Below are 23,774 nucleotides of genomic sequence, written 5' to 3'. Positions count from 1 at the left end.
CCATGACACTGCATGCCCCCGAAACCCCCGCCGCTGCCGGCATCGACCCTGGCCTGGACCGCGAAGAGACCATCTCCCGCGACGAACTCGAAGCCCTCCAGCTCAGCCGCCTGCAGCACACGGTGGCCTACGCCTACGACCGGGTCCCGCTGTACAAGCGCAAGTTCAACGACGCCGGCATCCACCCCAGCGACCTGCGCGAACTTGAAGACCTGGGCAATTTTCCCTTCACCACCAAGGACGACCTCCGCGCCGAGTACCCCTTCGGCATGTTCGCCGTGCCGCAAAGCGAAGTAGCCCGGATCCACGCCAGCTCGGGCACTACCGGCCGGCCCACCGTCGTCGGCTACACCAAGCAGGACCTGGCCGATTGGGCCAAACTGGTGGCCCGCAGCTTCCGCGCCTCCGGCATCCGCCCCGGCATGAAGGTCCACAACGCCTACGGCTATGGCCTGTTCACCGGAGGCCTGGGTGCACACGCGGGCGCCGAAGCCCTGGGCTGCACCGTCATCCCGATGTCCGGCGGCCAGACCGAACGCCAGATCCAGCTGATCCAGGACTTCAAGCCGGACGCCATCCTGGCCACTCCCACCTACCTGCTGACCATCGCCGACGCGATGGCGCACATGGGCATCGACCCCGCCTCCACCTCGCTGAAGTTCGCCGTGCTGGGGGCCGAGCCGTGGACCCAGGAGATGCGGCACGAGCTCGAAGTGATGATGAATATCAAGGCCTGCGACATCTACGGCCTGTCAGAGGTCATGGGCCCGGGCGTCGCCGGCGAAGCCGTGGAAACCCAGGACGGCAGCCACATCTGGGAGGACCACTTCCGCCCCGAGATCATCGACGCCTTCAACCCCGTGGCCGGCAAGGAGAACGTCCTGCGCGACGGCGAACACGGCGAGCTGGTCTTCACCTCGCTCACCAAGGAAGCGCTGCCCATCATCCGGTACCGCACCAAGGACCTCACCCGCTTGCTCCCGGGAACTGCCCGCCCCGGGCACCGCCGGATGGGCCGCATCACCGGCCGCAGCGACGACATGATCATCCTGCGCGGCGTGAACCTCTTTCCCTCCCAGATCGAGGAAATCGCCCTCCGCATCCCCGAACTCAGCCCGCACTTCCAGCTCGAGCTCACCCGGCCCGAGGGCCAGCGGATGGACCAGCTGACTGTCCGGATCGAGCGCCGGGACGCCGTCACCAATGAGCAGGGCACGACGGCGGCCCGCACCTTGAAGGAGCAGATCAAGATCCACGTGGGTTCTTCGTGCACCGTTGACGTGGTGGAACCGGGCTCGCTGGAGCGGTCTAACGGCAAGCTGCGCCGCATTTACGACCTCCGCCCGAAGGCATAATCGTTTCGGTGGCGCTGCGCCGTCCCCGGACTTACCGACCGTTCGTGAGAAACTAGCCACTATGCCCAGCGCCAGCAGAACTGCCAGCACCACCGACACCCCCGCCGCCAACGGCACAGCCGCCGGCGGCACCAAGCGGGGCCGCCCCGGCTATGACCAGCAGTCCGTGCTGCGCATCGCCGTCGACGTCTTCAACCGGCACGGCTATGACGCAACCTCGATGGGCATCCTGGCCGAGAACCTGGGCATTTCCAAGTCCGCCATCTACCACCATGTGCCGTCCAAGGGCGACCTGCTCAAGCTCGCGCTGGACCACGCCCTGGGCGGACTTGAAGCCATCCTGGAGCAGCCGGAGGCCACTTCCGGGGCGGCCGATGCCCGACTCGAGTTCGTGCTGCGGCAAACGGTGGCCGTGCTCGTGGAGCGCCTGCCGTTCGTCACCCTGCTGCTGCGCCTGCGCGGCAACACCGAGATCGAACGGGACGCCCTGGAACGGCGGCGGACCTTCGACCACAAGGTGGCCGGCCTGATTTCGGCTGCCCGCGATGAGGGATCGCTGCGCGCAGACATTGATCCCCGTACCGTCTCGCGCCTGCTGTTTGGCATGATCAACTCCATCGTGGAGTGGTACAAGCCGGGCGGCTCACTTTCCCCGGAAAAGCTCGCCGACGACGTCATCACCGTCGCGTTCGACGGCCTGCACAGCAAAGGATAGGAGGCTGGTCCAGCACGCATCACCGCTGATAATAAGCGTGCTTGGTATTTTCCCGGCTCCCCCGCTACGGTGGTAGGAAGCCACCACCCGCTGGAAGGAAATTAAGATGAGCCATCCCAAGGAAGAGCCCGAGACAGGGTACATCGTTCCGGATCCCTCAAAGCTCCGCGAAGACATCGCCGGTGATTCGGGCGACGAGGCCAACGCCATCCGGTTCAGCGAAGAACAGGCCCTGATCGAGGAACAGTCGCACGGTATCCGCCCGGACACCTACAGCGTCCCGCCGGGAGGCCCCACCATGGAAGAGGCCCGCGGCAACATGGACCTCTCCGACCGCAGCGAAGAAGGCCACGGTACCGGCCGCGAGGATGACAGCAGCGACGACGGCCTGCACGGCGGCGCCGAGAACTGACCACCAGGTTCCAAAGCGTTCCACCACAGGCAGCAGGGGTGCCCCGATCCGACCGGGGCACCCCTGCTGCCGTTTTTCACCGGCCGCCGGATCCCGCCTAGGTACCCGGCACCCCGAACGTCGAGGCGTACCAGCCCATGTAGGCGAGCACCGCGCACAGCAGGAGCGCGGCCACCAGCAACACCATCGAGCGGTCCCGCGCGACGAGCAGGGCCACCAGGTTGGTGACAAGGCCGACAGCCACCACGACAACCTGAAAAATGCTGTTCGCGGCAATGGCTCGCGGCGACTCGAACATGCCACCGGCACCAATCAGGAAGGTGATGAGGTACCAGGACGGCAGGACCCAGACCGGAACCGCGGCCAGGACAACGTCCAGCACCAGCGCAGCTTTGCCGGCCCTGGTTCCCGGAAGCCAGCTGAAACTTCGCCCGGAAGGGACAGGGACCATGGGCTGTTGCGCCCCGGAGGTGCCGGACACCCGCACTGGCCCGGGCGCCTAGACCTGGTATTCCGGATTGGCCGCGAGGTTCTGGTGGACGCAGAGAATGTTGTGCTCGGTGTCCATGAACCACGCGCATTTTTCGGATTCCGTGGTGCAGATGTGGTTTTCCGTCCTCAGGGTGGGAAGGTCATAGTCCTGGAACATCACCCCCCTGGCCTCCATGTCGCGGACGGTCCCCTCAATGTCGGCAACCTCAAAGCTCAGCGCTGTGTGCTCGGAGTGCTTGCCATCGGAGACCGGCATCAGCTGCAGCATGGGGCCGCCGTCGGTGCCGAGTAATTCGCTTCCATCGTCTGTCATTCCGCGGTGCGGGAGTCCGAGCTTTTCGGTGTAGAAGCTGCGGGCGCGGGCTGCGTTGTCGACTGGCAGGATGGTTGTGGCTGTGCTCATTCTAAGGTTCATGTGGCCACCTCCTACGGGCAGAATCTTACGCCCGGGCTACCGGAAAAGCCCCTCCCCGGCAACGCCCGCTCACTTTCGACCCTCAAACCCCAAACGCCCGCTCACTTTCGACCCTCAAACCCCAAACGCCCGCTCACTTTCCCGAGAGAAGTGAGCGGGCGTCCCGGTGAAAGCCGCAACAAGTGAGCGGGCGTTGCGGGTTACTTTTCGACGAGGGTGAGGACGTCGTAGGTGGCCACGATGTCGTCGTTCTGATTGGTCAGGACGGCGTCCCAGGCCACCTCGCCATACTCATCCGTTTCGCGCGGGGTGATCTTCTTGGCCGTGAGGGTGACCCGGATGGAGTCACCGGCAGCCACGGGGGTGAGGAAACGGGCGTTCTCCAGGCCGTAGTTGGCCAGCACGGGTCCCGGGGCCGGCTCCACGAACAGCCCTGCGGCCCAGCTCAGCAGCAGATAGCCGTGAGCCACGATGCCCGGGAAGAACGGGTTGGCTTCCGCCGCTTCCTGGTTGGTGTGGGCGTAGAAGGTGTCGCCGGTGGAGTTGGCAAACGCGGTGATGTCCTCAAGCGTGACCTGCCGCAGGTCAGAACGGACGGCATCGCCGATTCGAAGCGTGGCGAGGGATTTCCGGAACGGGTGCGCGCCTTCGGTTTCCACAGTGAAGTTGCGGTCCGCCCCGGGATGCCAGACGCCGGTGACGGCGGTGAGCATGTTGGGTGAGCCCTGAATGGCGGTGCGCTGCATGTGGTGCAGCACCGACCGGATACCACCGAGTTCCTCGCCACCTCCTGCGCGCCCCGGGCCTCCGTGGACCAGGTGCGGCACCGGTGATCCATGGCCGGTGGACGAACGGGCGTCCTCCCGGTTCAGCATAAGGACGCGGCCGTGGTGCGCGGCGATTCCGGTGACCAGCTCCCGTGCCACCGCGGGGTCGTTGGTGCACACCGAGGCCACCAGGGAGCCCCCGCCGCGGGCAGCCAGGCGGACGGCGTCGGCCAGATCGCGGTAGCCGATCACGGACGATACCGGCCCGAATGCTTCGAGTGAGTGGATCGCGTCCGCTTCGGGGTTGTCCCAGTTCAGGACGACGGGGGCCATGAAGGCGCCGCCGTCCACTACCCCAGTGGTTCCGTCGGCCGAGGTGACCGACGGCGAATCGAGGGTTCCGTACGCAAGCTCACCGCCGGCGTCGAGCATGGACTGGACGGCCGCCCGGACGTCCTTCAACTGTTCTACGGACGCCAGTGCGCCCATGGTGACGCCCTCGCCGCGGGGGTCGCCCAGGACGATGCGTTCCGAAATGCGCTTGCCGATCGCGGCGGTGACGGCGGGAACCAGCTCCTGCGGCACGATGGCGCGGCGGACGGCGGTGCACTTCTGGCCGGCTTTGACGGTCATTTCGGTGACTACGGACTTGACGAACGCATCGAATTCCGGGGTGCCCTCCACCGCGTCCGGGCCAAGGATGGCAGCGTTCAGGGAGTCCGTCTCGGAGGTGAACCTTACCCCGCCCTCCACCACGTTCGGGTGCGCCTTGAGCGACTTCGCGGTGGAAGCCGAGCCGGTGAAGGCGACGAGGTCGCGGTAGTCCAGGACGTCCAGCAGTCCGCGGACGGATCCGGAAATGAGTTGCAGCGAGCCCACCGGGAGGATGTTGGACTCAACGATGGCTTTGACCACGGCCGCGGCAACGTAACCGGTGGGGGTGGCAGGCTTGACGATGGTGGGGACGCCGGCCAGGAAGGCGGGGGCAAACTTCTCCAGCATGCCCCAGACCGGGAAGTTGAAGGCGTTGATCTGGACGGCAACGCCGGGAATGCGGGTGTAGATGTGCTCGCCGGCGAAGGAGCCGTCCTTGGAGAGCACCTCCATTGGCCCGTCCACAACTACCTGCGCGTTGGGCAGTTCGCGCCGGCCTTTGGAACCGAAGGTGAACAGGACGCCGATGCCGCCGTCGATGTCCACCATAGAGTCGATCTTGGTGGCGCCGGTCTGGAACGAGAAGCCGTAGAAGTGTTCGCGGCGGGCGTTCAGGTACTGCGCCAGTTCCTTGAGCTTGAGGGCGCGCTGGTGGAAGGTCAGCTTGCCCAGTTCCGCCTGGCCGGTGGTGCGGCCATATTCGACGACGGCGGCCAGGTCCAGGCCCTCCGTGCTGACCTTGGCCAGGATCTCCCCTGTGCTCGCATCCCGGACAGGGACCGCGGAAGCCGACGAGCCGGCGTCGGGCGTCCACCAGGCATCCTTGACGAAGCTGGGCACTGTCTCCACGGTGTCAACCGTGGCCTGGGGAGCTGTGGCTGTGGTGGTCATCGTTGACGGGTCCTTCCAACGCTGGGGCAGGCGAACAGCAGTCATTACTGACCGTCCGTTCGGTAATATATTCACCATACATGAAGTGCCGTGCCGCACACTAGAAGGCCGGGACTGAATTGGCCACCAAAGGAGAACGAATGAGCGCCCCACACGAGGATTCCGGCGACAACCAGCCGTCGCAGCATGAACTCTGGAAAATCACGCTGGGCGAGCTGGACGAAAAGATGGGCGTGAAGATCCTGGAGGAGTCCGTGGAGCGGGTGGTGGCCACCATGCCGGTGGAGGGAAACCGGCAATCCTTCGGCCTGCTGCACGGCGGCGCCTCGCTGGCCGTCGGCGAGGCCGTGGGCTCCTGGGCCGCCGTGATCCACGCGAGCACCATGGGCAAGACCGCAGTGGGGGTGGACGTTTCCGCCACCCACCACCGGTCCGCACGGGAGGGCCAGGTAACCATCACGGCCACGCCCATCCACCTGGGCGGCACGCTGACCACGCACGAGGTGCTGATCACCAACGAGGCCGGCCAGCGGCTCTGCACCCTGCGCATCACCAACCTGCTGATGCGCCGCCACAAGTAACGGTGGTTAAGCCCGTCCCCGGTGGTTGAGCCCGTCGAAACCTAGTCCGATCCCCGCTTCCGGCGCCTGACCAGCACCATAAGCACGATCCCGACGGCGAGCGCGGCCGCCGCGGCAACGGCTGCGGGAACCAGCGCCGTAGCACCGGTGTACGCCAGACCGCCCGCACCCGCGGAACCGTCGCCGCCCGTGATCGCCAGGCCAGCAGGCGCGACGCTGGGTGCCGGGGTACTGGGTGCCGGGACACTGGCCGGCGGCGTGACGACGGCGGCCGGGCTGGTCTGGGTGGGTGATGGAGCCGCGGTGGCCTGGGTGGGTGACGGGGCCGCGGTAGCGATGCTGGCGGGAGGACTCGTGGGAGCCGGCGGCGCAGGGCTCGACGGCGGCGCAGGGCTGGTGGGAGCCGGCGGGGTGGCCGCGAACTCGAAGGCGTTGGCGCCCGACCGGCTGTACCCGTTGACGGTCTCGGCCGTGAAGCGGAGCGGATCCTTGCCTTGCGGCGCGGTGAAGCTCCAGTTCCCGGCGGCGTCCACCGGGACCTCGAACGGGCCCTGGCCTTGCAGGGTGATCCGGACCTTGGACCCGGCTGCGACAGCGGACGCCGGAGCCGCTGCCACGGTGCCGGTGATGGTTTGGCCGGAATCATAGGTACGGCCGGCCGCGGGCGCGGTGACGGCAGGCTTGTTGAGGAACAGTTCCAGCTGGTAGCCGGGAAGTACGGCCAAACTGTTCCGCAGGGTGGCGCCGACGGCAAAGTTTTGGATCACGTTGCCGTTTTGGTCCGGGGTGTCCCCTGCCGAGTGGGTGCCCACGGCGTAATTGCCGCTGACGTAGGGTCCCCCGGAGTCTCCTCCGCTGGACTGCACCCCGTAGGACAGGAACCCGTTGAACGCGCGGATGTCTTTGTTGTCCGAGGCGTAGCCCGGGCCAGGCACCAAGAAGATGCCGACGGCGTCAACTGTTCCGCACGACCAGGCCGAGGAACGTCCCGAGCGGCAAATGGGCATTCCCACAACGGGGTCTTCGGAGCCGATGATCTTGACGTCGGGCCCGGGCTGGGATGGGTTGCCCCACGTGCTGGCTGCGGGAAGGGGATCAATGTCCGGCCGCAGCGACTGGATCACCGAGATGTCAGTTCCCACATTGCCGGGGTTGGTCACCGCCGTCTGGTCCGGACCGATGGCAGTGGTGGGGTCGAGCACGCGGGTGTTCCCCGGGCCGCCGAACTGGCTGAAGCCGAATTTCCCCAGCAGGCCCGCCGGCACCCCTTGGAACTCCAGGGTGGCTGTCTTGGCAGCACCATCCGAAGCACAGTGCCCTGCGGTCAGAACAGTGGGGAGGCCGGTGGGATCGAAGGCAGAGAAACCCGTGGAACAGACCCAGCCGATATCGGTCTGGTACCCGACGCCGCCGGGGACGTCCGCCTCGGATTTAAGCGGCGTACCGCCGTCGAGCTCGACGTTGGCATAGCGGGAGACGAACTGGGCCGGAGTGACCTTTCCGGCCCCCGGCGACGGGGCTGCGGACGACGACGGGTCTGCGGACGACGACGGCGACAGCGCCTCCGGCGCATTGATCCCGCCCGTCCTGATCACGAACTTTCCGCCGGCGTACATCACCGCCTGCAGGCCCTGCGCCCCAACCTCGCGGAGATAGGCCTGGAAGAGCTGCTCCGTGCTGACCGCCAGTTCGGACCCGGTGACGGCGGCGGGCGCCTCGAGGGACAAACCGGAGATCGTGCCTGCGAGGGCGGCAACGGCGGCCTGCAGCTTCTGCCCGGAACCGCTGACGATAATGGATCCATGCTCGATCCGGATTCCCACGTAGCCCGGGACCTGTCGCAGCTGGACGGCCGCCTGCGCTGCCTGGGCACCGAGTTGTCCGGCAGCCTCGAACTGCTGGGGGTTGAGCTTGAGGTCCCGCTGCACGGCGTCGTCGAGGGCGGCCTGCGAAAGGGCGGTGGGCGCCGGGGACGCCGGGGCTGTGCTTCCCAAAGTCGGGCTGGGGGACGCTGTCGCCTGATTCGGCGACGCCGGAGCAGGCGACGATTCACCGGTACCGAAAGCGGGAACGGCTGCGTACGCGGACGATGCCAGCACGCCGGCTGCGGCACCCAGGGCAAGCACCCGCCGCAGCGTGGCAGCACTAAACCCCAGGTCACGCGCCATTGAGGTCTTCTTCCTTGGGTGCTGCCGTTGAACTCATGCCCGTCTCTCTGCCGATCAACCTGACCGAGGCAACAACAGTATCTCAGGTCACATGCGTCACGCTGGTCCCATTGTATCTACGCTGTCATCGCAACAAGCCAGGACGGCTTCAAGTTCCACTGCGGTGAGACCGTTGGCCAGGAGGTAGCGGCGGGTATCCAGGTTGCGGACAAACCTGACCACGGTGATCCCCCGTTGTTCCAGCAAGGGCTCAAGTTCACCGGCGTCCAGGTAGCGTTCGCGGCTGTGCGGCGGGCCGTGCGTTCGGTACCTTTCGTTGATGCCGCGTGCCGCCTGCCGGTAGCCCTCTGCGATCGCTTCGTCGGAATCGCCCGCCAGGTCCTGGACCATGGCTGCCACCATTCCACTGCGGTCCCGGCCGGCGGCGCAGTGCAGCAGGACATCCCCCTTGGGTGCGGCATGGGCGATGGCCCGGAAGACGCCCACCAGCTTTTCCGGGAAGAGGCGGGCGTTCTCGGCGTAATGCCTGGGGTCGTTCAGGTACGGCCCGGTGACGGCGGTGAAGCGTGGATCGCCGGGCTCTTCCGTGGGGGCCTGGACCACGTCGATGTCCGGCATGGACGCGTCCGGGACCACCGGGTCGGTGTCCCGGCGCCGGCCCTCCGCCGCATTGCGGAGGTCGACGACGGTGCGGACGCCGTCGTCGAACACCTGCCGCCACCCGGACGCCGTCAGCCACTCACGCCGCCCCATCCGGTAGATGCCGCCCGAAATGTGCCAGGCGTTGACAGCTCCATCCCAGTGCATGGGCCTGCCCCGTTTGCTCATCCGCCCAGCTAATCACACCGTGCTGGGAGCCGTATGCCGCAGGGCAAGAGTTTGGCGTCATCAGCGGCCAGCCGTGCCGCGGCGGTCCAGCCGGTACTCGAGCCCGGCGCGGACGGCGGGCCATTCGTGGTCCAGGATGGAGAACACCACGGTGTCGCGCAGGTTCCCGTCGCTGGTCCGGGAATGGCTGCGCAGCACGCCGTCCTGCTTGGCACCGAGCCGGGCGATGGCCTCCCGCGACTGATGGTTCAGCCAGTGGGTGCGGAATTCCACCGCCGGGCAGCCCACGGCCTCGAAGGCGTGCCCCAGCAGCAGGAGCTTGGAGTCCGGGTTGGTGCCGGTCCCCTGCACGGAGGCCGCGTTCCACGTGGAGCCGATCTCCACGCGGGGCGTGGCGGCGTCGATGTTCATGTAGGTGGTCATGCCGATGATGCGGCCCGGGCCGCCGGTTTCCGCGTCGATCAGGCGGGTGGTGAACGGCAGCATGGATCCCTGGTCCTGCAGTGCCAGCCGCCGCCTGATTTCGGCGGCCATCGCATCGGGCGCCGGCACCGAGGTGTACCAGAGCTTCCAGAGCTCACCGTCCCTGGCGGCGTCCACCAGGCCGTCGTGGTGCTCCTCCGCGAGCGGCTCCAGGATTACGCGTCGGCCGGTCAGGGTAAGGGGTTCAAGGAAAGTCACTGCACCAGCCTAGGCCCGGCCCACCCGTTCGGGGCCGGTTACGCTGGGGCAAGCACGTGGACGGCGAGCGAGGGAGTCATTGTGTCAGGAACCAATCCGGATCCGGAAGACGACAAGATCACCGGCCTGGAGCCCGGCGGCGGCGTGCCGCCCGGCGAAACACCGCCGGGCGAAGCATCCACGGTGGGCCCCCATGGCAAGGAGGAGCGCGGGCCGGGCAAGGGCACGCAGTTCCTCTGGATTGCCATCATCGGGCTCGTAGTCCTGCTCTGCCTGCTGTATTTCATCGGCTACATTGTGGGCTTCTTCGACTAACGCGGGCGGCCGGCTCAGCTCCAGTCGAAGAAGCCTTTGCCGGTCTTGCGGCCCAGTTCCCCGCGGGCCACCTTGTCGCGCAGGATCTGCGGGGGTGCGAACCGGTCACCCAGGGTGGACTGCAGGTATTCGGCGATGCCCAGGCGGACGTCAAGGCCCACGATGTCCGTGGTTTTCAGCGGCCCGGTGGGGTGTTTGTAGCCCAGCACCATGGCGTTGTCGATGTCCTCGGCCGAGGCAACACCTTCTTCCACCATCCGAATGGCCTCCAGGGCGATGGCCACGCCCAGCCGCGAGGACGCGAACCCCGGCGCATCATTGACGACGACGGCGGTCTTGCCGAGTGCCGCCACCCACCTCTTCGCCTCCGCGGCGAGTCCGGGCAGGGTCTGCTCGCCCAGCACCACCTCGATGAGGGTCGACGCCGGCACCGGGTTGAAGAAATGCAGCCCCAGGAAATTGCCCGGGCGCCTCAGCTCTTTCGCCAGACCGTTCACAGACAGCGAGGACGTGTTGGAAGCCAGCCAGGCGTCTTCCGCCAAGCGCTCCTCGATGCCCCGCAGGGCCGTAACTTTCAGGCCCCAGTCTTCAGGGACGGCTTCCACCACCAGCTGGCGGTCCTTGAAGGCGTCATAGTCCACGCCGACGGCCAGGCGGGAGACCAGTTCGTCCAGGTTTGCGTCGGTTGCCCCGCGCTCGATGCTCTTTGCCGCCGCGGATTCCACCCGTTCCCGGGCGGCTTCCGCAGACTGTTCGTCGCGTTCCACCACCAGCACGTCGGCGCCCTTGATGAGGAAAGCGTGGGCGATCCCGGCGCCCATCCGGCCACCGCCCAGGACGCCCACCCGGGCCGGGAGGGCTGGGGTCAGTTGCGATTCGCTCATGGTCTACTTTCCGTCTGCGGGGTTGGCGGGGTTGGGCTTTTTCCGGGCACTGCGGTCGAGGAACGCCTGCATGCGGTCGAACTTGGCCTGGGATTCGAAGAGGATGCCCTGGGCCAGCTGGTCGATTAGTGGGTGGGCTTCCGCGGGGGCGTGGAACACGGACTTGGTGATGCGGACGGCCAGCGGATCCTGCCGCCCGATCCTGTCCGCAAGGCTGTGGGCCGCGGCCAGCAGGTCTGCGGGGTCGTGGATCTCGGTGATGAGGTTGGCCGCCCGTGCCTCGTCGGCGCCGAGGACCAGGCCGGCCAGGAGGATCTGCTTGGCCAGCGGTTCACCCACGAGTTCCCTGAGCCGCCAGCTGGCGCCTGCCGCCGCCAGGATCCCCAGCCCCGTTTCGGGGTTGCCGATGCGCACGGTGGGGGTGCCGATCCGGAAGTCCGCCGCGTAGGCGAGTTCCGCCCCGCCGCCCAGGCAGTAGCCGTCCAGTGCGGCGATAACCGGCATGGGCAGCTTCGCAATCCGGACGAAGATGGTGGAGTTGATCCCCTGCAGGGCGTCGTCCCGACGCCGTTCGCGCAGCTGCGCGATGTCCGCTCCGGAGGCGAACACCCCGTCCACCCCGGCAATGATCAGGATCCTGGGGTTCTGTTCCAGCGCCGCGCACACGGTGTGGAGTTCGTCCACCATCTGCTGGTCGATGGCGTTCTTCACCTCGGGCCGGTTGAGCAGCACCACCACACGGTCGTCCCGTTCTTCTACCTTGAGGGCGGAAAATACTTCGGCGGCAAGGTCCACTGCGGCGGCCATCAGATTTTCTCCAGGAGCATGGCAGTGCCTTGGCCAACGCCGACGCACATGGTGGCGAGGCCGATTTTGGCGTCCTCGCGTTCCATCCGCCCCAGCAGGGTGATGGCTATCCGGGACCCGCTCGAGCCGAGGGGGTGGCCCAGCGCGATGGCGCCGCCGTCGCGGTTCACGATGTCCGGGTCCAGGCCCAGGCGCCGGATGGAGGCCAGTGACTGGGTGGCAAAAGCTTCATTGAGTTCGACGGCGGACAGGTCACCAACGCTCAGGCCGCTGCGCTTGAGCACTTTCTGCGTGGCGGGGACAGGGCCGATGCCCATGATTTCGGGTTCGCAGCCGGCGGAGGCGCCGTCGATGATGCGTGCCCGCGGTGTCAGGCCCAGGCGCTCGATGGCGGCTACGGACGCGACGATAATGGCCGAGGCGCCGTCGTTGAGCGAGGACGAGTTTCCGGCGGTGACCACGGAGCCGCCGTGTGTTACCGGCCGGAGGGCGCCGAGAACGTCGAGGCTCGTGCCGGGGCGGGGTCCTTCGTCCGTGTCCACCACCGTTTCGGACTTGCGTGTCTTCACCGTGACGGGGACGATCTCGTCCTTGAAGCGCCCGGCGGCGATGGCATCGAGGGCGCGTTGGTGCGAGCGGACGGCAAATGCGTCGGCATCCTCGCGGGAGATGCCGTCCACTCGGGCCACTTCCTCCGCTGTTTCCGGCATGGAGTAGGTCATTTTCCCGTCACGGGAGAGGCCGCCGTGCTGGAACTGCGGGTTGGTGAAGCGCCAGCCGATGGAGGTGTCGAAGATCTGGCCTGGCTTGGCAAAGGCGGCGGCGGGCTTTTCCTGTACCCAGGGTGCCCGGCTCATGGACTCCACCCCGCCGGCGATAACGATGTCCGCGGCTCCGGCCTTGATCATGTGGCTCGCCTGGATAATGGCGCTCAGTCCGGAGGCGCAGAGCCGGTTGACCGTAATGCCCGGGATGTGGAGCGGGAGGCCCGCCAATAGGGTGGCCATGCGGGCAACATTCCGGTTCTCTTCCCCGGCGCCGTTGGCGTTGCCCAGGATCACCTCATCGATGGCTTCCGGATCCAGGCCGGCGCGTTCCACGGCTTCGCGGACCACGAGGGCGGCGAGGTCGTCCGGCCGTACGGCGGACAAGGCACCTCCATACCGGCCCACCGGTGTTCGGACCCCGCCAACAAGGAAAGCCTGCGGACCTGCGGTTGCAGCCATGGATACACCCTTCACGCGATAAACAGCACTGTCATCGGCGGCCGGGACAGCGGAGGAGCCACTTACCGACCGTTCGTTCTGTAAATGGTACACGGCAAGGTTCCGCTCCGCACCCGACTAAAGGACTGTGACACCCAGGTGCGCGGCGATCAGCGGCGCCAGGAGGCCCAGCTGGTACTCGTCAACAACCAGGCCGGAGAGGCTGCCCAGCCCGCTGATCTTGCGAAACGCGGTTCCGCGGATGTCGAAATCCTTCAGCTTGGCACCGGCCAGGTCCAGGGATCCAATGGTGCAGTCCTCGAACCTCACCCGGACGGCTCCCGCGGCCCCAAGGTCCAGTTCATTGATGATGCAGCCGCTGATCAGCACATCCGTAAGCTTGGCACCACGCAGGTTCAGGAAGTCCACCTTGCCGCCGTCGATCCGTACGGACTGCCACCCGGTTTCATAGAGCTCCGCGGAACCCAGCCGGGGATTGTGGAGCTCCACGTCCTGCCAGGTGCTGCGGGCACCGCGTAAGACGGGGGCGTACAGCTCCGCCAGGATGCAGTCGCGGAAAGATGCTCCCCGAAGCTGCGCGTCATTGAAGGACACAGCCTCAAACCGGCACTCGGAAAAGACAGACCCGCCCAGGTCCAGCCCCTCCGCGTCCGCGCGGCTAAACCGGAACCCTTCGTGCCTGTCACCGCGCCGGAAGGCGGCCTCCGCCTGGTCTTCAAGGTCATTGAGCTCCACCGCTGAAACCCGGGGCGCCTGCACCCCAGCCGGCCCCCGCCCGCGCTTTTTTTCCATCCCCCGAGCCTAGCCCGGCCGCCACGCCCTTGAATTAGTAAGCAAGCTTCGTTTATGGTGAAAATGTAAACGATCGACGGAAACGGAAGGAGGCCACCACTATGGGCCTCGGAGACAAGATCAGCAACGAAGCCGAAGAACTTGGCGGCAAGGCCAAGGAAGCCGCCGGCAACGTCACCCACAATAACCGTCTCAAGGCTGAAGGCCAGGCGGACCAGGTCAAGGCGGATGCCAAAAAAGTCGGCGAAAGCGTCAAGGACGAGTTCAAGCGCGACTAATACCCACGTTGCTGCAGCCGCAGCGAACGGCGTGCTGCACCAGCCCAACGGCGGCGGATCGGACCGATCCGCCGCCGTTCCGCTGTCCACACCGATTGCAAAATCACCAACCGCTGCGGGTGGGGGTGTGGCCCTGGCGGGAATCTTCCGGCATGGTCATTTCCGCCCGCAGGCCGAGCAACCTGATGGGGCGGCCGGGCTCGATCTTCGCTGCAAGCTCCAGGGCCTGCGCCAGCACTTCCGCAGGGGCGGATGTTTCGGGGATCTTCCGGCCGTACGTTGTGGTGGTGAACGGCGCATAGCGCACCTTCAGGGTGAGGCCGACCACCGGCCGCCCTTCCGCGGCGACATCGTCCAGGACGTGCGCTGCCAATTCCCTGACGGCCGCGTCAATGTCCGCCTCCTCCGTCAGGTCGCGCTGGAAGGTGGTTTCCCGGCTGTGTCCCCGGGCCACCCACGGCGTGTCATCAACCACCTGCGATCCTTCGCCCCGTCCCAACTGGGCGTACCACGGGCCCATCTTGGGACCGAACTCGGGCACCAGGTCCGCCGGGTTGGCCGCCGCGAGCTCGGCAACAGTCTTGACGCCAAGGGTGGCGAGCCGCCGCGACACCGCCTTTCCCACGCCCCACAAGTCGATCGTAGGCCTGTCCCCCATCACCTGGAGCCAGTTCCCTTCCGTCAGCCGGAAGATGCCCGCTGGCTTGCCGAACCCCGTGGCCACCTTGGCCCGGACCAGGGTGTCCCCGATGCCGATGCTGCAGTGCAGCCTGGTTTCCGCCAGGACTGCCAGCTGCAGCTGCCTGGCAATATCTTCGGGGACGTCGCTCTCGATGCCCACGAATGCTTCGTCCCATCCCAGCACCTGGACAGTGGCGCCCGGCTGCGAGCGCAGGACCGCCATCACCTTTTCGGACACTTCAAGGTATGCCTCATGATCCACGGGCAGGATGACCGCGGCCGGCACCTTCCGCGCGGCGATGCGCAGCGGCATGCCGGAGCCCACGCCGTAGGCCCTGGCTTCGTAGGACGCGGTGGACACCACCGCACGTTCGGTGGGGTCGCCGCGGCCACCCACGATCACGGGTTTGCCCGCGAGCTCGGGCCTGCGAAGCACTTCAACGGCAGCGATGAACTGGTCCAGGTCCACGTGCAGCACCCATGGTTCGTTCACAGCCCCAGTCTGCCCGGGCCAGGCGCCGTGCACCAGCTTCCCCGGGTGGGCGGCTGAAATCCACCCCGCTAACCCGTACTGCCCGGTTAGCCTTAGCCATGACCTACGTTGACCTCAGCGCCGAAAGCGCCACCGCCGGCGGCTCGCCCTCTTTGGGCGGCTACCTTGCCACGCCGGAAGGGCAGGGCCCTTTCCCCGGCGTCGTGATGATCCACGAGGCCTTTGGCCTGACCGACCAAACCCGCAGGCACGCCGACAGGCTGGCCCGGGCCGGCTACCTGACGTTGGCCGTGGATCTGTTCAGCGAGGGCGGGGCCCGCCGCTGCCTGGTCAGCACCATGCGCAGCATGGCTGCCGGCACCGGCAGGGCCTTCACGGACATCGCCACTGCGCGGAAGTGGCTTGCCGCCTCCCCGCAGTCAGCCGGAAAAACCGGTGTGATCGGTTTCTGCATGGGTGGCGGCTTCGCGCTGCTGGTGGCGAAGGACGGTTTCGACGCAGCCTCGGTCAACTACGGTCGCCTGCCTGGCAACCTGGACGACGCGCTCCGCGGCGCCTGCCCCATCGTTGCCAACTACGGCGGCGCGGACAGGCCCCTGAAGGGCGCCGCTGCCCGGCTCGAATCAGCACTGGACAGGCTGGGAATCGAACACAGCGTCAAGGAATTCCCTGGCGCCGGCCACGCCTTCCTGAACGACGCCGACGAAGGTCCCGTGGTCCTCCGCCCGCTCATGCGCGTGATGGGCATCGGGCCTGACCCGGGCTCCGCCCCGGAGGCCTGGCAGCGGATCGAGGACTACTTTGCCCGCTACCTGAAGGACTCCGCTGCCTGACGCACCGGGCCCGCCCGGACATCAAGGAGGAAACGCCGACGGCGGACCACCCCACCAAAGGGGCGGCCCGCCGTCGGACGTTGTTCCAGGAAGATCCGGCCTTAGCTGTAGAGCTCGCTCTTGGGCTGGTTGTCCTTGACCTTCTGCCAGCCAAGCCACAGGACCAGCGCGAAGAACGGGATGGTGGCCAGGGTCCAGAGGCCCAGGTAGAACACCTCGCCGGTGGCCTTGTCCGTCATGGTGTCGAAGCCGATGAGCACGGTGATGGCCAGCAGGCCCAGCAGGCCGGCCCAGCTGGTCCAGGGCGAACCCGGCATCGGCAGGGTGGAGGTGATGCCCTTGCGTCGGCGCAGCACGATTTGGCTCGCGAAGATGGAGCCCCAGCAGAAGATCACGCCGATCGAGGCGGTGTTCAGGGCGAGGTCGAACGCGTGTGAGCCGCCCAGCCAGATGTTCAGCAGGATGCCCACCAGGTAGAACGCGGCGATGGCCAGGATGGCGGCATACGGGACGTGCCGCTTGGACATGCGGGTGAGCCACTGCGGGGCGTGGCCATTGTTGGCCATGGTGCGGAAGACGCGGCCGATCGAGTAGAGCCCAGAGTTGCAGGAGGAGAGGGCGGCGGTGATCACGATCATGTTCATCACGTCACCCACCCAGCCCAGGCCCATTTGGCCGAAGACGGTAACGAACGGGGAGGTGCCGGCCTTGTACTGGTCCGAGGGCAGCAGCATCGCCAGCAGCAGGACGGATCCAACGTAGAACACCACGATGCGGAGTACGACGGCGCGGATCGCCTTGGGCACCTCGCGTTCAGGCTTTTGCATCTCGCCAGCAGTGACGCCGACGAGCTCGATGCCGTTGTAGGCAAAGATGACGGCGTTCAGGACCAGGACCATCACCAGCGCGCCCTTGGGGAACATGCCGCCCTCGGCCGCGAAGAGGTTGTTGACGGAGGCGTGCCCGTCACCCACCTGGGCGTTGGTGACCACCATGAACGTGCCCACCACCAGGAAGATCAGGATGGCCCCCACTTTGAGGCAGGAGGCCCAGAATTCGAACTCGCCGAACGCCTTGACGCTGAGCAGGTTCACTGCCACCAGGAGCGCCAGCGCGGCGATGGCCGAAGCTTCCACGGGGACGTTGGGGAAGAAGAACTGGAAGTACAGGCCGATCGCGATGAGCTCGGCGATGCCGGTCATGCCCCAGTTGATGAAGTACATCCAGCCGGACATGTACGCGCCCTTTTTGCCGAACATCTCGCCGGCATAGCTCACCAGTGAGCCTGAGGTCTGGCGGTACATGATGAGTTCACCCAGGGCCCGCATGAGCAGGTAGGCGATGACGCCGGCGATGGCGTAGGAGAAGATCAAGGCCGGGCCGGTGGACGCGAGGCGGCCGCCGGCTCCCATGAAGAGGCCCACGCCGATGGCGCCGCCCATGGCGATCATGGTGACGTGGCGTCGGCCCAGGGTCTTGCTGTAGCCCTCGGCGCTGAGGGAGGAGTCGACGGCGGAGGTTTCCGCGGCGGTGTTCTTGAGGTCTGTAGGGGTACTTTGAGGCACAACTGTTCCTTGTGGGTTGGGGGTTGGCCGCATCCGGAATCCGTATGATCAGGCTCACAAAATTCGGCCTTACGGCCAAGAAACCAGCGATTGTGAGCGTAAATCATCGAGCAGCCGAAGCTTCACGCGGCCTGTCCATCCTACAAGACCGGGCGCGGCCACGTGACGCGCACTACACGGCGACCCCGGCGATAGGCTGAAGCATGGCCACAGCCCATCGCGTTCCCCCCGCTCCGCAGCCGCAGCTGTACCGTTTTTCCCGACTGGACCTGGCGGCACTCTGCCTCTACGTGGCCATTGCGGGATTCTTCGCTGCGGCCGGCGATCTGGTGGCCCCTTTCTTGCGCCAGATTGCGCCGTCCCCGGCCGCTGCCTCGTATGCGGTGAACCTGTTGTTCTACGCCTCGGTGGGAATCGTGGCACTCTTGGCCGCCCGGACAGTGGTGGCCCGCGACCTCAGAGTCCTGGCGACCCGGCCATGGTTTACCCTGTTGATGGTTCCCGCCGCGGTCATCGCGATGCTGGTCCTGACCGCGGTCCTGGTGGCGCTGAACGGGCAGGTGGAAACGTCCGCCAACCAGGCAGGCCTGCAGGCGCTGATACAGCAGGTGCCGCCCTGGCTCATGGTGCCCCTGCTGGTGGTGGTGGGACCTTTCGTAGAGGAATACATCTTCCGCCACCTGCTGATCGGCAAGCTGGGCAGGCGGGTGAACATCTGGATCTGCTGCGTCCTGTCGGCAGTGCTGTTCGCGGCGATGCACATCGTGGGGCAGGAGGCCATCACCCTCACGGCACTGCTCCCCTATCTGGCCATGGGCGCCACGCTGGTGTTCGTCTACGTATGGACCGGGAAAAACGTCATGTTTTCCTACTTCGTCCACGCCGCCAAGAACCTGCTGGCCGTGGTCCTGGTCTACGCCATCCCGCCGGAACTGTTCGAGCAGATGCAGCACGTCCAGGCGTAGGCCGCCACTCAGTCCCGGCGCTCAGGCCCGCAGCGTGTACCCGCGCAGTGTGAAGCGGTGCGTGCCGCTGGTCCGCCCCGTGATGTAGACCTTGGTGCCGCCGGCCGCGTTCGTGCCGCCCAGGTAGCGGTAGCTTTCGCCCGGGTTGTAGGTGGCAGGAGTATCCGGATCCGCGGGCAGCCCGGGGCCAAACTCAATCACGTCCGCGCCCACCCGGTACGTTCCGGTACCGGACACCAGCTGGAAGGTTCCAGGCGCACCTGCCGGCTCTACGCCGTCGAGCACCCCGCCTGGCTGGAAGGTCAGCTCGAGCGCGAAGGCCGTGTGCGTCCCTTCGAACCCCAGTTCCAGGCCCACCTGCCCGTCTGCGGCCTCGATCCTGATCTCCGTGGCGAGCCGGTGGACGTCGGCGGTGCGCGAGCTGAACTCCATTCCGGCGCTGAACCGGCCTTCATGCTCCAGGGCGTATATGCCGTCCGGGCGCTGCTTGGCGGGCGGCAGGGGCTGATAAAAGTTGGCTTCGAGCTGTTCGGCGAGCACCAGCGCACCGCCCTGCCGGACCGTATGTCCGCTGCGGAACGGGCCCAAGTCGAAGAAGCTCCTGGACAGCCGCAGATCGGACAGTACGGCGTCGCCGTGCCCGAAGCGGAGGAAGGTGGGATTGGTGGCAAGCCCGGAGCCCACGCCCGGGACCAGGGGGTCGCAGCCGCCGTACACGGTGGCCACGGACCCTGCTGCGCGGAACCGGTAGGCGCCGCAACTCTCGAGGGCTGCCCCGGCCGGAGCGAGGGGCGCCGGCAGCGCGGTGGCGTCCGACGGCGGTTCGGCCGGCAGGGCCGCTGACAGCCAGGGGTCCAGCCGGGCGAGGGCAAGCAGTTTCGCGGGTTCGTGCAGGGGCAGCGTGGCCAGCCAGTGGGCAGCGGCGGCGAAATCGTTCCGGCCGTCCTGGGCCGCCAGCCGCCGGAGGAGGTGGAGGAACGGGGCCGCGCCGAATTGCATCCACTGGTCCTGCCGGCGGGAGAAGACGGATTCCACAGTGCCGTCGGCGTTGAACCACGGCAGGAAGGCGGTGAGGTTCCGCCGGACGTGGTCCAGGAGGTCCGTTCGGCCCGTCGCGTCCGCAATGGCCAGCAGCGAGGGATTGGTCACGGCAGTGGCGTACAAGGGGCTGCGCTCGGAGTACATGCCGTCCGGGAGCTGGTCGATACCCTCGGCCAGCCATTGTTCGATCCGGGCGCCGATGTCCTGCCGCGGGCGCAGCGTATTGATCTGCGCCAACGCGGCGGAAAGCTCCCAGCGGTGGTTTGGGGTGTGGACGCCGCCGGCCACCATGGCGTCAACGCTCCTGGCGATGATGGCCTCGAGACGCTCGTCCACCTCCGCCAGGAGGGCGTCCGGGGTTTCCGTCCCACGAACCAGCCGGACCGCCAGGCAGACGTCGTTCAGGGTGAACGCGGAGTCCGGCGGCGAGGACAGGTTGGTGCCGTCGAACAGGCCGGCAGGCCCTTGGAGGGTCTCCAGCCGGTCCAGGCACCGACGCATCGCCGCAGCAAGGGTTTCCCGCCGGTAGTAGCCGGAGCCGGGCTCGGTGAAGACCGCAGCCAGGGCCAGCAGCCTGGCCATGGCCGGCCGGTGCGCCAAGGCCCGCACGTCGTCGTCGTGGGTTGCCAGGAACGCCGCGACCTCCCGGTCCGCTTCTGCCGCCACCCGCGCCAGGAAGGCCGTGTCCGTTGTTGCTGTCTGCACTGTTGCTGCCTTTCACCGGCCCGCCGTGGCGGGACCGTCCTAATCTTTCAGCCCGGCGCTGACGTCCGCGTTGAGCACGTATTTCTGGAAGACGAAGAACACCAGGACCAGCGGCAGGAGCGAAATCACCGAGGCCCCCAGGAGCACCGGCCAGTCGATGTTTTCCGCCCCCACGATGCTCCGCAGCGCCACCTGCAGGGTGTACCACTTGGGGTCGTTGAGCACGATCAGGGGCCAGATGTAGTCGTTCCACCGCCACTGGAAGGAAAAGATGGCCAGTGTGAACAGGATGGGCTTGGACATCGGGAGCATGATCCGGAAGAAGATGGCCAGCTCGCCCGCACCGTCGATCCTGGCGGAGTGCAGCAGGTCATCCGGAACCGTGAGGAAGAACTGGCGGAACATGAACACCCCGGTGGCCGTGAGCACCGACGGGACGATGATGCCTGCCAGTGAGTTGTAGAGGCCCAGGTCCCGGATTACCGAGAACGTGGGGTTCAGGATTACCTCGGTGGGCAGCATGGTGGTGGCCAGGATGCATACGAAGAACAGCCTGGCGCCCTTGTTGTTGTACTTGGCCAGCGCATAACCGGTGCAGGCGCTGAAGAAGACCGTCAGCACCGTGGTGGTGATGGACACCGTGGCGGTGTTCAGGAAGTACTGCGCGAAGTCCACCCGTTCCCATGCGTCCACGAAACCCTGGAAGGTCCATTCCCGGGGAATCATGGACAGCGGGTAGCTGAAGAGTTCGCTGCCGGGCTTGAACGAGCTGAGCAGGAACCAGAGCAGGGGAAGCGCGTAGATGGCGGCGATTACCCACATCAGCAGGGTCAGGGGAATGGAGGCCTTGGCCCGGATCTCCCGGTTGCCCGGCTGGGCGCGGCCGTCCCTGCGGCGTGGAGCCGGGGCCTTCAGGGTTGGTGGGGCGTGCTCCTCCGCTACCGCCGGAGGCAGGTTGGCAGCTGTTGCCATGGGTCAGCCCTTCTTCCTGTTGAACCGCAGCTGGATGAGCGCGATGGCCAGCAGGACCACCATCAGCACCATGGAGGCGGCGCTGGCGTAGCCCACCTTTGACTGCTCAAAACCGGTTTTGTAGATGTACTGCACGATCAGCGTGTTCTGCGTTCCGGGGCCGCCGCCGGTCAGCGCCTGGATCATGGCGAATTCCTTCATAGCGTGGATGGTGGAGAGCAGGATGACCATGAACGACGTCGGCGCGATGCCCGGCAGGGTGACGTGCCGGAAACGTTGCCAGGCGTTGGCACCATCGAGTTCCGCGGCCTCCAGCAGGGATTCCGGAATGTTCTTCAGCGCGGCGATGAACAGCAGCATGTTGAAGGCGGTGCCGCCCCACGCCGAAGCGAAGATCACCACGGCGAGGGCCAGGTTGCCGTCGCTGGACCATGGCAGTGGATTGCCGCCGAGGCCGGAGATCAGGAAGTTGATGAACCCGAAGTCCTGGCCGAACAGCCACTTCCAGATGACGCCCACCACGATGGGCGAAATGAGCCAGGGCAGGAAGATCACGGTCTTTGCCGCCGTGCGTCCGCGGACGGCTTTGCTGACGAGCAGCGCGGCCACGCCCAGGGAGCAGACGTAGACCAGCGGGACCGACAGGACCGTGTACACGAAGGTCCGGCCCAGGGCGGCGTAGAACGAGCCGTCCGCGAAGAGCTTCTGGAAGTTGGCCAGGCCGATGAAGTGCAGCTTGCCGATTCCGCGGTAGTCCGTGAAGGAGTACAGCATGCCCAGCGCTCCCGGCCAAACAAAGAACACCAGGAAGAGCACCACGTTGACGCCGATGAGGACCAGCGGCGCGATGACGTAGCGGTTACGGCGCTTCAACGCCGACTTGCTTCGGACCGGCCCTGCCTGGGGTGCCGGGGGCGCCGTCGGAGTGATGGTTGGTTGTGCCACGGGATCAGGCCCCGTTGTAGAGCTTCACGATGTTGTCCACCGTGGTCTTGGCGTCCTGGCTGCCGGAGAGCATCTTGACGGTCTCCTCCCGGAGCGGATCGCCGGAGAACGGGGTCTCTGCATACGCCTCGATGACCACGCGCTTGATGGCGTTGTCCCCCTTCGCCTGGTTGCCGGCGATCTGCTTTTGGTAGAGCTCGAACGATGCCTGCTGGAACGGGTAGTCCACTTTCAGGTCCTTGACGGGCAGGTAGCCGCCCGTCTTGGCGAACTCGGTGTAGTTGGCGTCGTTGTAGAACCAGTCGATGAACTTCTTGGCTTCCTCATCTGCGCCGGTGTCCTTGAAGGCGACCATGAAGCCGCCGCCGAGGTTGGTGGCGTTGACGGCCTTCTTGGGCAGCGGAACGGACAGCCACTCGAAGTCCTTGATGTTCTTGTTGAAGTCCGCCACCTGCCAGCTGCCGGAGTAGTAGGCGGCCACCTGGCCGCTCTTGAACATGGCGTTCCCGTCCTCGCCGCTGAGCCAGACGGACTTGGGCATGGTCTGGTCGTCGTTGATCTTCTTGAAGTAGTCCAGCGTTTCCACGGCTTTGCTGTCGCCGGTGTACTTGCCGTTTTCCTTGGCGAAGGCCGTGCTGCCGAATTCGTACATCATGGCCCGCAGGCGGTGGCCGGAGCGGTCCATCACCACGCCGTACTTGGCGCCCGCCTTCTCGCGGACCTGGCTCACGGCTGCGATGAACTCATCCCAGGTCCAGGTGGTGTCGATCGACGTGGGGAAGACGACGCCGGCCTTGGTGAACAGACTCTTGTTGATGAAGAGGCCCACGGCGGTCAGGTCCGAAGGGATGGCCGGAAGGATGCCGTCCGGCGATTTTTGCAGGAAGTTCGGGTCGATGGCGTGCGACGTGGCAATGTCCGTGAGGTCCTGGAGCTGGTTGGCCCACAGCGGGTCGATGGCGGTAACCCTGGCCAAGGCCGGGAGGTCGTTCGCCGTGGCGGCGTTTTTCAGCTTGGTGGTGATGTCAGCGGTGGGGACGTCGACCACCTCGATGGTGATCCCGGTGGCTTCCTTGTACTTTTTGGCGGCGGCCGCGAACGCACCGCCCTGGTTGGTGTCGCCGGACAGGATAAGCTGCAGCGTCTTGGCGCCGCCGTCCGAGGAGCTCCCTCCCCCGCCTCCGCTGCAGGCGGTGAGGCCGGCAGCCAGGGCCGACAGTCCGAAGGCCGTCAGCCCAAACTGGCGGCGGGTAATGCTGGAGATTCTTGTCGTCTCTGACAATGCTCTGTCCTGTCTCTCGCGATCGCTGGGA

At 66.5% G+C, this 23,774-nt stretch carries 24 protein-coding genes; 8 read left to right on the top strand and 16 right to left on the bottom strand.

Translation table 11 applies throughout. The annotated features are described in order from the left end of the window. Positions 1-2: 2 nt before the first annotated feature. From paaK to QRM95_RS06930, 3 genes are all read left to right on the top strand, one after another. A complete protein-coding gene (gene paaK / locus QRM95_RS06940) occupies positions 3-1,355 on the top strand; it encodes a phenylacetate--CoA ligase PaaK (RefSeq protein WP_285247068.1) in 1,353 nt (450 codons plus the stop codon). A 61-nt stretch (positions 1,356-1,416) separates the two neighbouring features. Next, positions 1,417-2,070 carry a TetR/AcrR family transcriptional regulator gene (locus QRM95_RS06935; RefSeq protein WP_285247067.1) on the top strand — a complete coding sequence of 218 codons (654 nt, stop codon included), beginning with the start codon at positions 1,417-1,419 and terminating at the stop codon, positions 2,068-2,070. Between the two features lie 106 nt (positions 2,071-2,176). After that, on the top strand, positions 2,177-2,482 hold the full coding sequence (locus QRM95_RS06930) for a hypothetical protein (RefSeq protein ID WP_285247066.1): 306 nt from the start codon (positions 2,177-2,179) through the stop codon (positions 2,480-2,482). Positions 2,483-2,579: 97 nt separating this feature from the next. Here QRM95_RS06930 and QRM95_RS06925 read toward each other — a convergent pair whose 3' ends face one another. The 3 genes from QRM95_RS06925 to paaZ form a co-directional block, all read right to left on the bottom strand. Then, positions 2,580-2,864: a hypothetical protein gene (locus tag QRM95_RS06925; protein WP_285247065.1), complete on the bottom strand. Its 285-nt coding sequence runs from the start codon at positions 2,862-2,864 to the stop codon at positions 2,580-2,582. Positions 2,865-2,981: 117 nt separating this feature from the next. Beyond that, positions 2,982-3,377: a VOC family protein gene (locus tag QRM95_RS06920; protein WP_285247064.1), complete on the bottom strand. Its 396-nt coding sequence runs from the start codon at positions 3,375-3,377 to the stop codon at positions 2,982-2,984. A 212-nt stretch (positions 3,378-3,589) separates the two neighbouring features. Continuing rightward, the gene (paaZ, locus tag QRM95_RS06915) at positions 3,590-5,701 is read right to left on the bottom strand and encodes a phenylacetic acid degradation bifunctional protein PaaZ (RefSeq protein WP_285247063.1); all 2,112 of its coding nucleotides are present in this window, start codon (positions 5,699-5,701) and stop codon (positions 3,590-3,592) included. 140 nt (positions 5,702-5,841) lie between these two features. Here paaZ and QRM95_RS06910 point away from each other — a divergent pair, with 140 nt between their 5' ends. Next, positions 5,842-6,282 carry a PaaI family thioesterase gene (locus QRM95_RS06910; RefSeq protein ID WP_133830564.1) on the top strand — a complete coding sequence of 147 codons (441 nt, stop codon included), beginning with the start codon at positions 5,842-5,844 and terminating at the stop codon, positions 6,280-6,282. A 41-nt stretch (positions 6,283-6,323) separates the two neighbouring features. Here QRM95_RS06910 and QRM95_RS06905 read toward each other — a convergent pair whose 3' ends face one another. The 3 genes from QRM95_RS06905 to QRM95_RS06895 all read right to left on the bottom strand — a co-directional run bounded on the left by QRM95_RS06905 (position 6,324) and on the right by QRM95_RS06895 (position 9,959). Further along, entirely contained in the window at positions 6,324-8,450 is a 2,127-nt protein-coding gene (locus tag QRM95_RS06905) for a S1 family peptidase (RefSeq protein WP_285247062.1), read from the bottom strand. 96 nt (positions 8,451-8,546) lie between these two features. Beyond that, entirely contained in the window at positions 8,547-9,257 is a 711-nt protein-coding gene (locus QRM95_RS06900; RefSeq protein ID WP_285247061.1) for a tyrosine-protein phosphatase, read from the bottom strand. An 81-nt stretch (positions 9,258-9,338) separates the two neighbouring features. Then, positions 9,339-9,959: a GNAT family N-acetyltransferase gene (locus QRM95_RS06895; protein WP_285247060.1), complete on the bottom strand. Its 621-nt coding sequence runs from the start codon at positions 9,957-9,959 to the stop codon at positions 9,339-9,341. Between the two features lie 81 nt (positions 9,960-10,040). On the opposite strand from QRM95_RS06895, the gene QRM95_RS06890 reads away from it, so the two are divergent. Then, the gene (locus QRM95_RS06890; RefSeq protein WP_285247059.1) at positions 10,041-10,274 is read left to right on the top strand and encodes a DUF6480 family protein; all 234 of its coding nucleotides are present in this window, start codon (positions 10,041-10,043) and stop codon (positions 10,272-10,274) included. Between the two features lie 14 nt (positions 10,275-10,288). Here the strand turns inward: QRM95_RS06890 and QRM95_RS06885 are convergent, their stop codons facing one another. The 4 genes from QRM95_RS06885 to QRM95_RS06870 all read right to left on the bottom strand — a co-directional run bounded on the left by QRM95_RS06885 (position 10,289) and on the right by QRM95_RS06870 (position 13,983). Then, positions 10,289-11,158, bottom strand: coding sequence for a 3-hydroxyacyl-CoA dehydrogenase family protein (locus tag QRM95_RS06885; protein ID WP_285247058.1), 870 nt, complete (start codon positions 11,156-11,158; stop codon positions 10,289-10,291). A 3-nt stretch (positions 11,159-11,161) separates the two neighbouring features. Next, on the bottom strand, positions 11,162-11,965 hold the full coding sequence (locus QRM95_RS06880) for an enoyl-CoA hydratase/isomerase family protein (RefSeq protein WP_285247057.1): 804 nt from the start codon (positions 11,963-11,965) through the stop codon (positions 11,162-11,164). Then, a complete protein-coding gene (locus QRM95_RS06875) occupies positions 11,965-13,191 on the bottom strand; it encodes a thiolase family protein (RefSeq protein ID WP_285247056.1) in 1,227 nt (408 codons plus the stop codon). The genes QRM95_RS06880 and QRM95_RS06875 overlap by 1 nt, the downstream gene beginning before the upstream one ends. 117 nt (positions 13,192-13,308) lie before the next feature. After that, positions 13,309-13,983, bottom strand: a complete 675-nt coding sequence (locus QRM95_RS06870) for a pentapeptide repeat-containing protein (protein WP_285247055.1) — start codon at positions 13,981-13,983, stop codon at positions 13,309-13,311. A gap of 101 nt (positions 13,984-14,084) precedes the next feature. Here QRM95_RS06870 and QRM95_RS06865 point away from each other — a divergent pair, with 101 nt between their 5' ends. Continuing rightward, positions 14,085-14,261, top strand: a complete 177-nt coding sequence (locus QRM95_RS06865; RefSeq protein ID WP_285247054.1) for a CsbD family protein — start codon at positions 14,085-14,087, stop codon at positions 14,259-14,261. A 103-nt stretch (positions 14,262-14,364) separates the two neighbouring features. On the opposite strand, the gene QRM95_RS06860 is transcribed toward QRM95_RS06865, so the two are convergent. After that, the gene (locus QRM95_RS06860; protein ID WP_502934939.1) at positions 14,365-15,435 is read right to left on the bottom strand and encodes a DNA polymerase IV; all 1,071 of its coding nucleotides are present in this window, start codon (positions 15,433-15,435) and stop codon (positions 14,365-14,367) included. Positions 15,436-15,533: 98 nt separating this feature from the next. Between QRM95_RS06860 and QRM95_RS06855 the strand changes: the two genes are divergently transcribed. Further along, positions 15,534-16,268, top strand: a complete 735-nt coding sequence (locus tag QRM95_RS06855) for a dienelactone hydrolase family protein (protein ID WP_285247053.1) — start codon at positions 15,534-15,536, stop codon at positions 16,266-16,268. A 101-nt stretch (positions 16,269-16,369) separates the two neighbouring features. On the opposite strand, the gene QRM95_RS06850 is transcribed toward QRM95_RS06855, so the two are convergent. Beyond that, positions 16,370-17,833, bottom strand: a complete 1,464-nt coding sequence (locus tag QRM95_RS06850) for an amino acid permease (protein ID WP_285247052.1) — start codon at positions 17,831-17,833, stop codon at positions 16,370-16,372. 203 nt (positions 17,834-18,036) lie between these two features. On the opposite strand from QRM95_RS06850, the gene QRM95_RS06845 reads away from it, so the two are divergent. After that, positions 18,037-18,798, top strand: coding sequence for a CPBP family intramembrane glutamic endopeptidase (locus QRM95_RS06845; protein ID WP_285247051.1), 762 nt, complete (start codon positions 18,037-18,039; stop codon positions 18,796-18,798). 21 nt (positions 18,799-18,819) lie between these two features. On the opposite strand, the gene QRM95_RS06840 is transcribed toward QRM95_RS06845, so the two are convergent. From QRM95_RS06840 to QRM95_RS06825, 4 genes are read right to left on the bottom strand one after another with little or no spacing between them, the layout of a single operon-like run. After that, entirely contained in the window at positions 18,820-20,544 is a 1,725-nt protein-coding gene (locus QRM95_RS06840; RefSeq protein ID WP_285247050.1) for a hypothetical protein, read from the bottom strand. Between the two features lie 39 nt (positions 20,545-20,583). Next, on the bottom strand, positions 20,584-21,516 hold the full coding sequence (locus tag QRM95_RS06835) for a carbohydrate ABC transporter permease (protein WP_285247049.1): 933 nt from the start codon (positions 21,514-21,516) through the stop codon (positions 20,584-20,586). A gap of 3 nt (positions 21,517-21,519) precedes the next feature. Beyond that, positions 21,520-22,461 (bottom strand): carbohydrate ABC transporter permease, encoded by a 942-nt coding sequence (locus QRM95_RS06830; protein WP_285247048.1) that lies wholly within the window; start codon positions 22,459-22,461, stop codon positions 21,520-21,522. 4 nt (positions 22,462-22,465) lie between these two features. Next, the gene (locus tag QRM95_RS06825) at positions 22,466-23,743 is read right to left on the bottom strand and encodes an extracellular solute-binding protein (protein WP_285247047.1); all 1,278 of its coding nucleotides are present in this window, start codon (positions 23,741-23,743) and stop codon (positions 22,466-22,468) included. Positions 23,744-23,774 lie beyond the last annotated feature (31 nt).

The organism is Pseudarthrobacter sp. efr-133-R2A-89 (genome assembly GCF_030209315.1).
Taxonomy (GTDB): Bacteria; Actinomycetota; Actinomycetes; order Actinomycetales; family Micrococcaceae; genus Arthrobacter.
The sequence above is the reverse complement of the archived record's forward strand: the minus strand, read 5'-3'. Positions and strand labels throughout refer to the sequence as shown.

What these genes read in the sequence shown, in the direction of transcription:
- paaK (WP_285247068.1), top strand. Translation starts at nt 3, where the DNA reads ATGACACTGCATGCCCCCGAAACCCCCGCCGCTGCCGGCATCGACCCT.
- QRM95_RS06935 (WP_285247067.1), top strand. Translation starts at nt 1,417, where the DNA reads ATGCCCAGCGCCAGCAGAACTGCCAGCACCACCGACACCCCCGCCGCC.
- QRM95_RS06930 (WP_285247066.1), top strand. Translation starts at nt 2,177, where the DNA reads ATGAGCCATCCCAAGGAAGAGCCCGAGACAGGGTACATCGTTCCGGAT.
- QRM95_RS06920 (WP_285247064.1), bottom strand. Translation starts at nt 3,377, where the DNA reads ATGAGCACAGCCACAACCATCCTGCCAGTCGACAACGCAGCCCGCGCC.
- paaZ (WP_285247063.1), bottom strand. Translation starts at nt 5,701, where the DNA reads ATGACCACCACAGCCACAGCTCCCCAGGCCACGGTTGACACCGTGGAG.
- QRM95_RS06910 (WP_133830564.1), top strand. Translation starts at nt 5,842, where the DNA reads ATGAGCGCCCCACACGAGGATTCCGGCGACAACCAGCCGTCGCAGCAT.
- QRM95_RS06905 (WP_285247062.1), bottom strand. Translation starts at nt 8,450, where the DNA reads ATGGCGCGTGACCTGGGGTTTAGTGCTGCCACGCTGCGGCGGGTGCTT.
- QRM95_RS06900 (WP_285247061.1), bottom strand. Translation starts at nt 9,257, where the DNA reads ATGCACTGGGATGGAGCTGTCAACGCCTGGCACATTTCGGGCGGCATC.
- QRM95_RS06885 (WP_285247058.1), bottom strand. Translation starts at nt 11,158, where the DNA reads ATGAGCGAATCGCAACTGACCCCAGCCCTCCCGGCCCGGGTGGGCGTC.
- QRM95_RS06880 (WP_285247057.1), bottom strand. Translation starts at nt 11,965, where the DNA reads ATGGCCGCCGCAGTGGACCTTGCCGCCGAAGTATTTTCCGCCCTCAAG.
- QRM95_RS06875 (WP_285247056.1), bottom strand. Translation starts at nt 13,191, where the DNA reads ATGGCTGCAACCGCAGGTCCGCAGGCTTTCCTTGTTGGCGGGGTCCGA.
- QRM95_RS06870 (WP_285247055.1), bottom strand. Translation starts at nt 13,983, where the DNA reads ATGGAAAAAAAGCGCGGGCGGGGGCCGGCTGGGGTGCAGGCGCCCCGG.
- QRM95_RS06865 (WP_285247054.1), top strand. Translation starts at nt 14,085, where the DNA reads ATGGGCCTCGGAGACAAGATCAGCAACGAAGCCGAAGAACTTGGCGGC.
- QRM95_RS06855 (WP_285247053.1), top strand. Translation starts at nt 15,534, where the DNA reads ATGACCTACGTTGACCTCAGCGCCGAAAGCGCCACCGCCGGCGGCTCG.
- QRM95_RS06845 (WP_285247051.1), top strand. Translation starts at nt 18,037, where the DNA reads ATGGCCACAGCCCATCGCGTTCCCCCCGCTCCGCAGCCGCAGCTGTAC.
- QRM95_RS06835 (WP_285247049.1), bottom strand. Translation starts at nt 21,516, where the DNA reads ATGGCAACAGCTGCCAACCTGCCTCCGGCGGTAGCGGAGGAGCACGCC.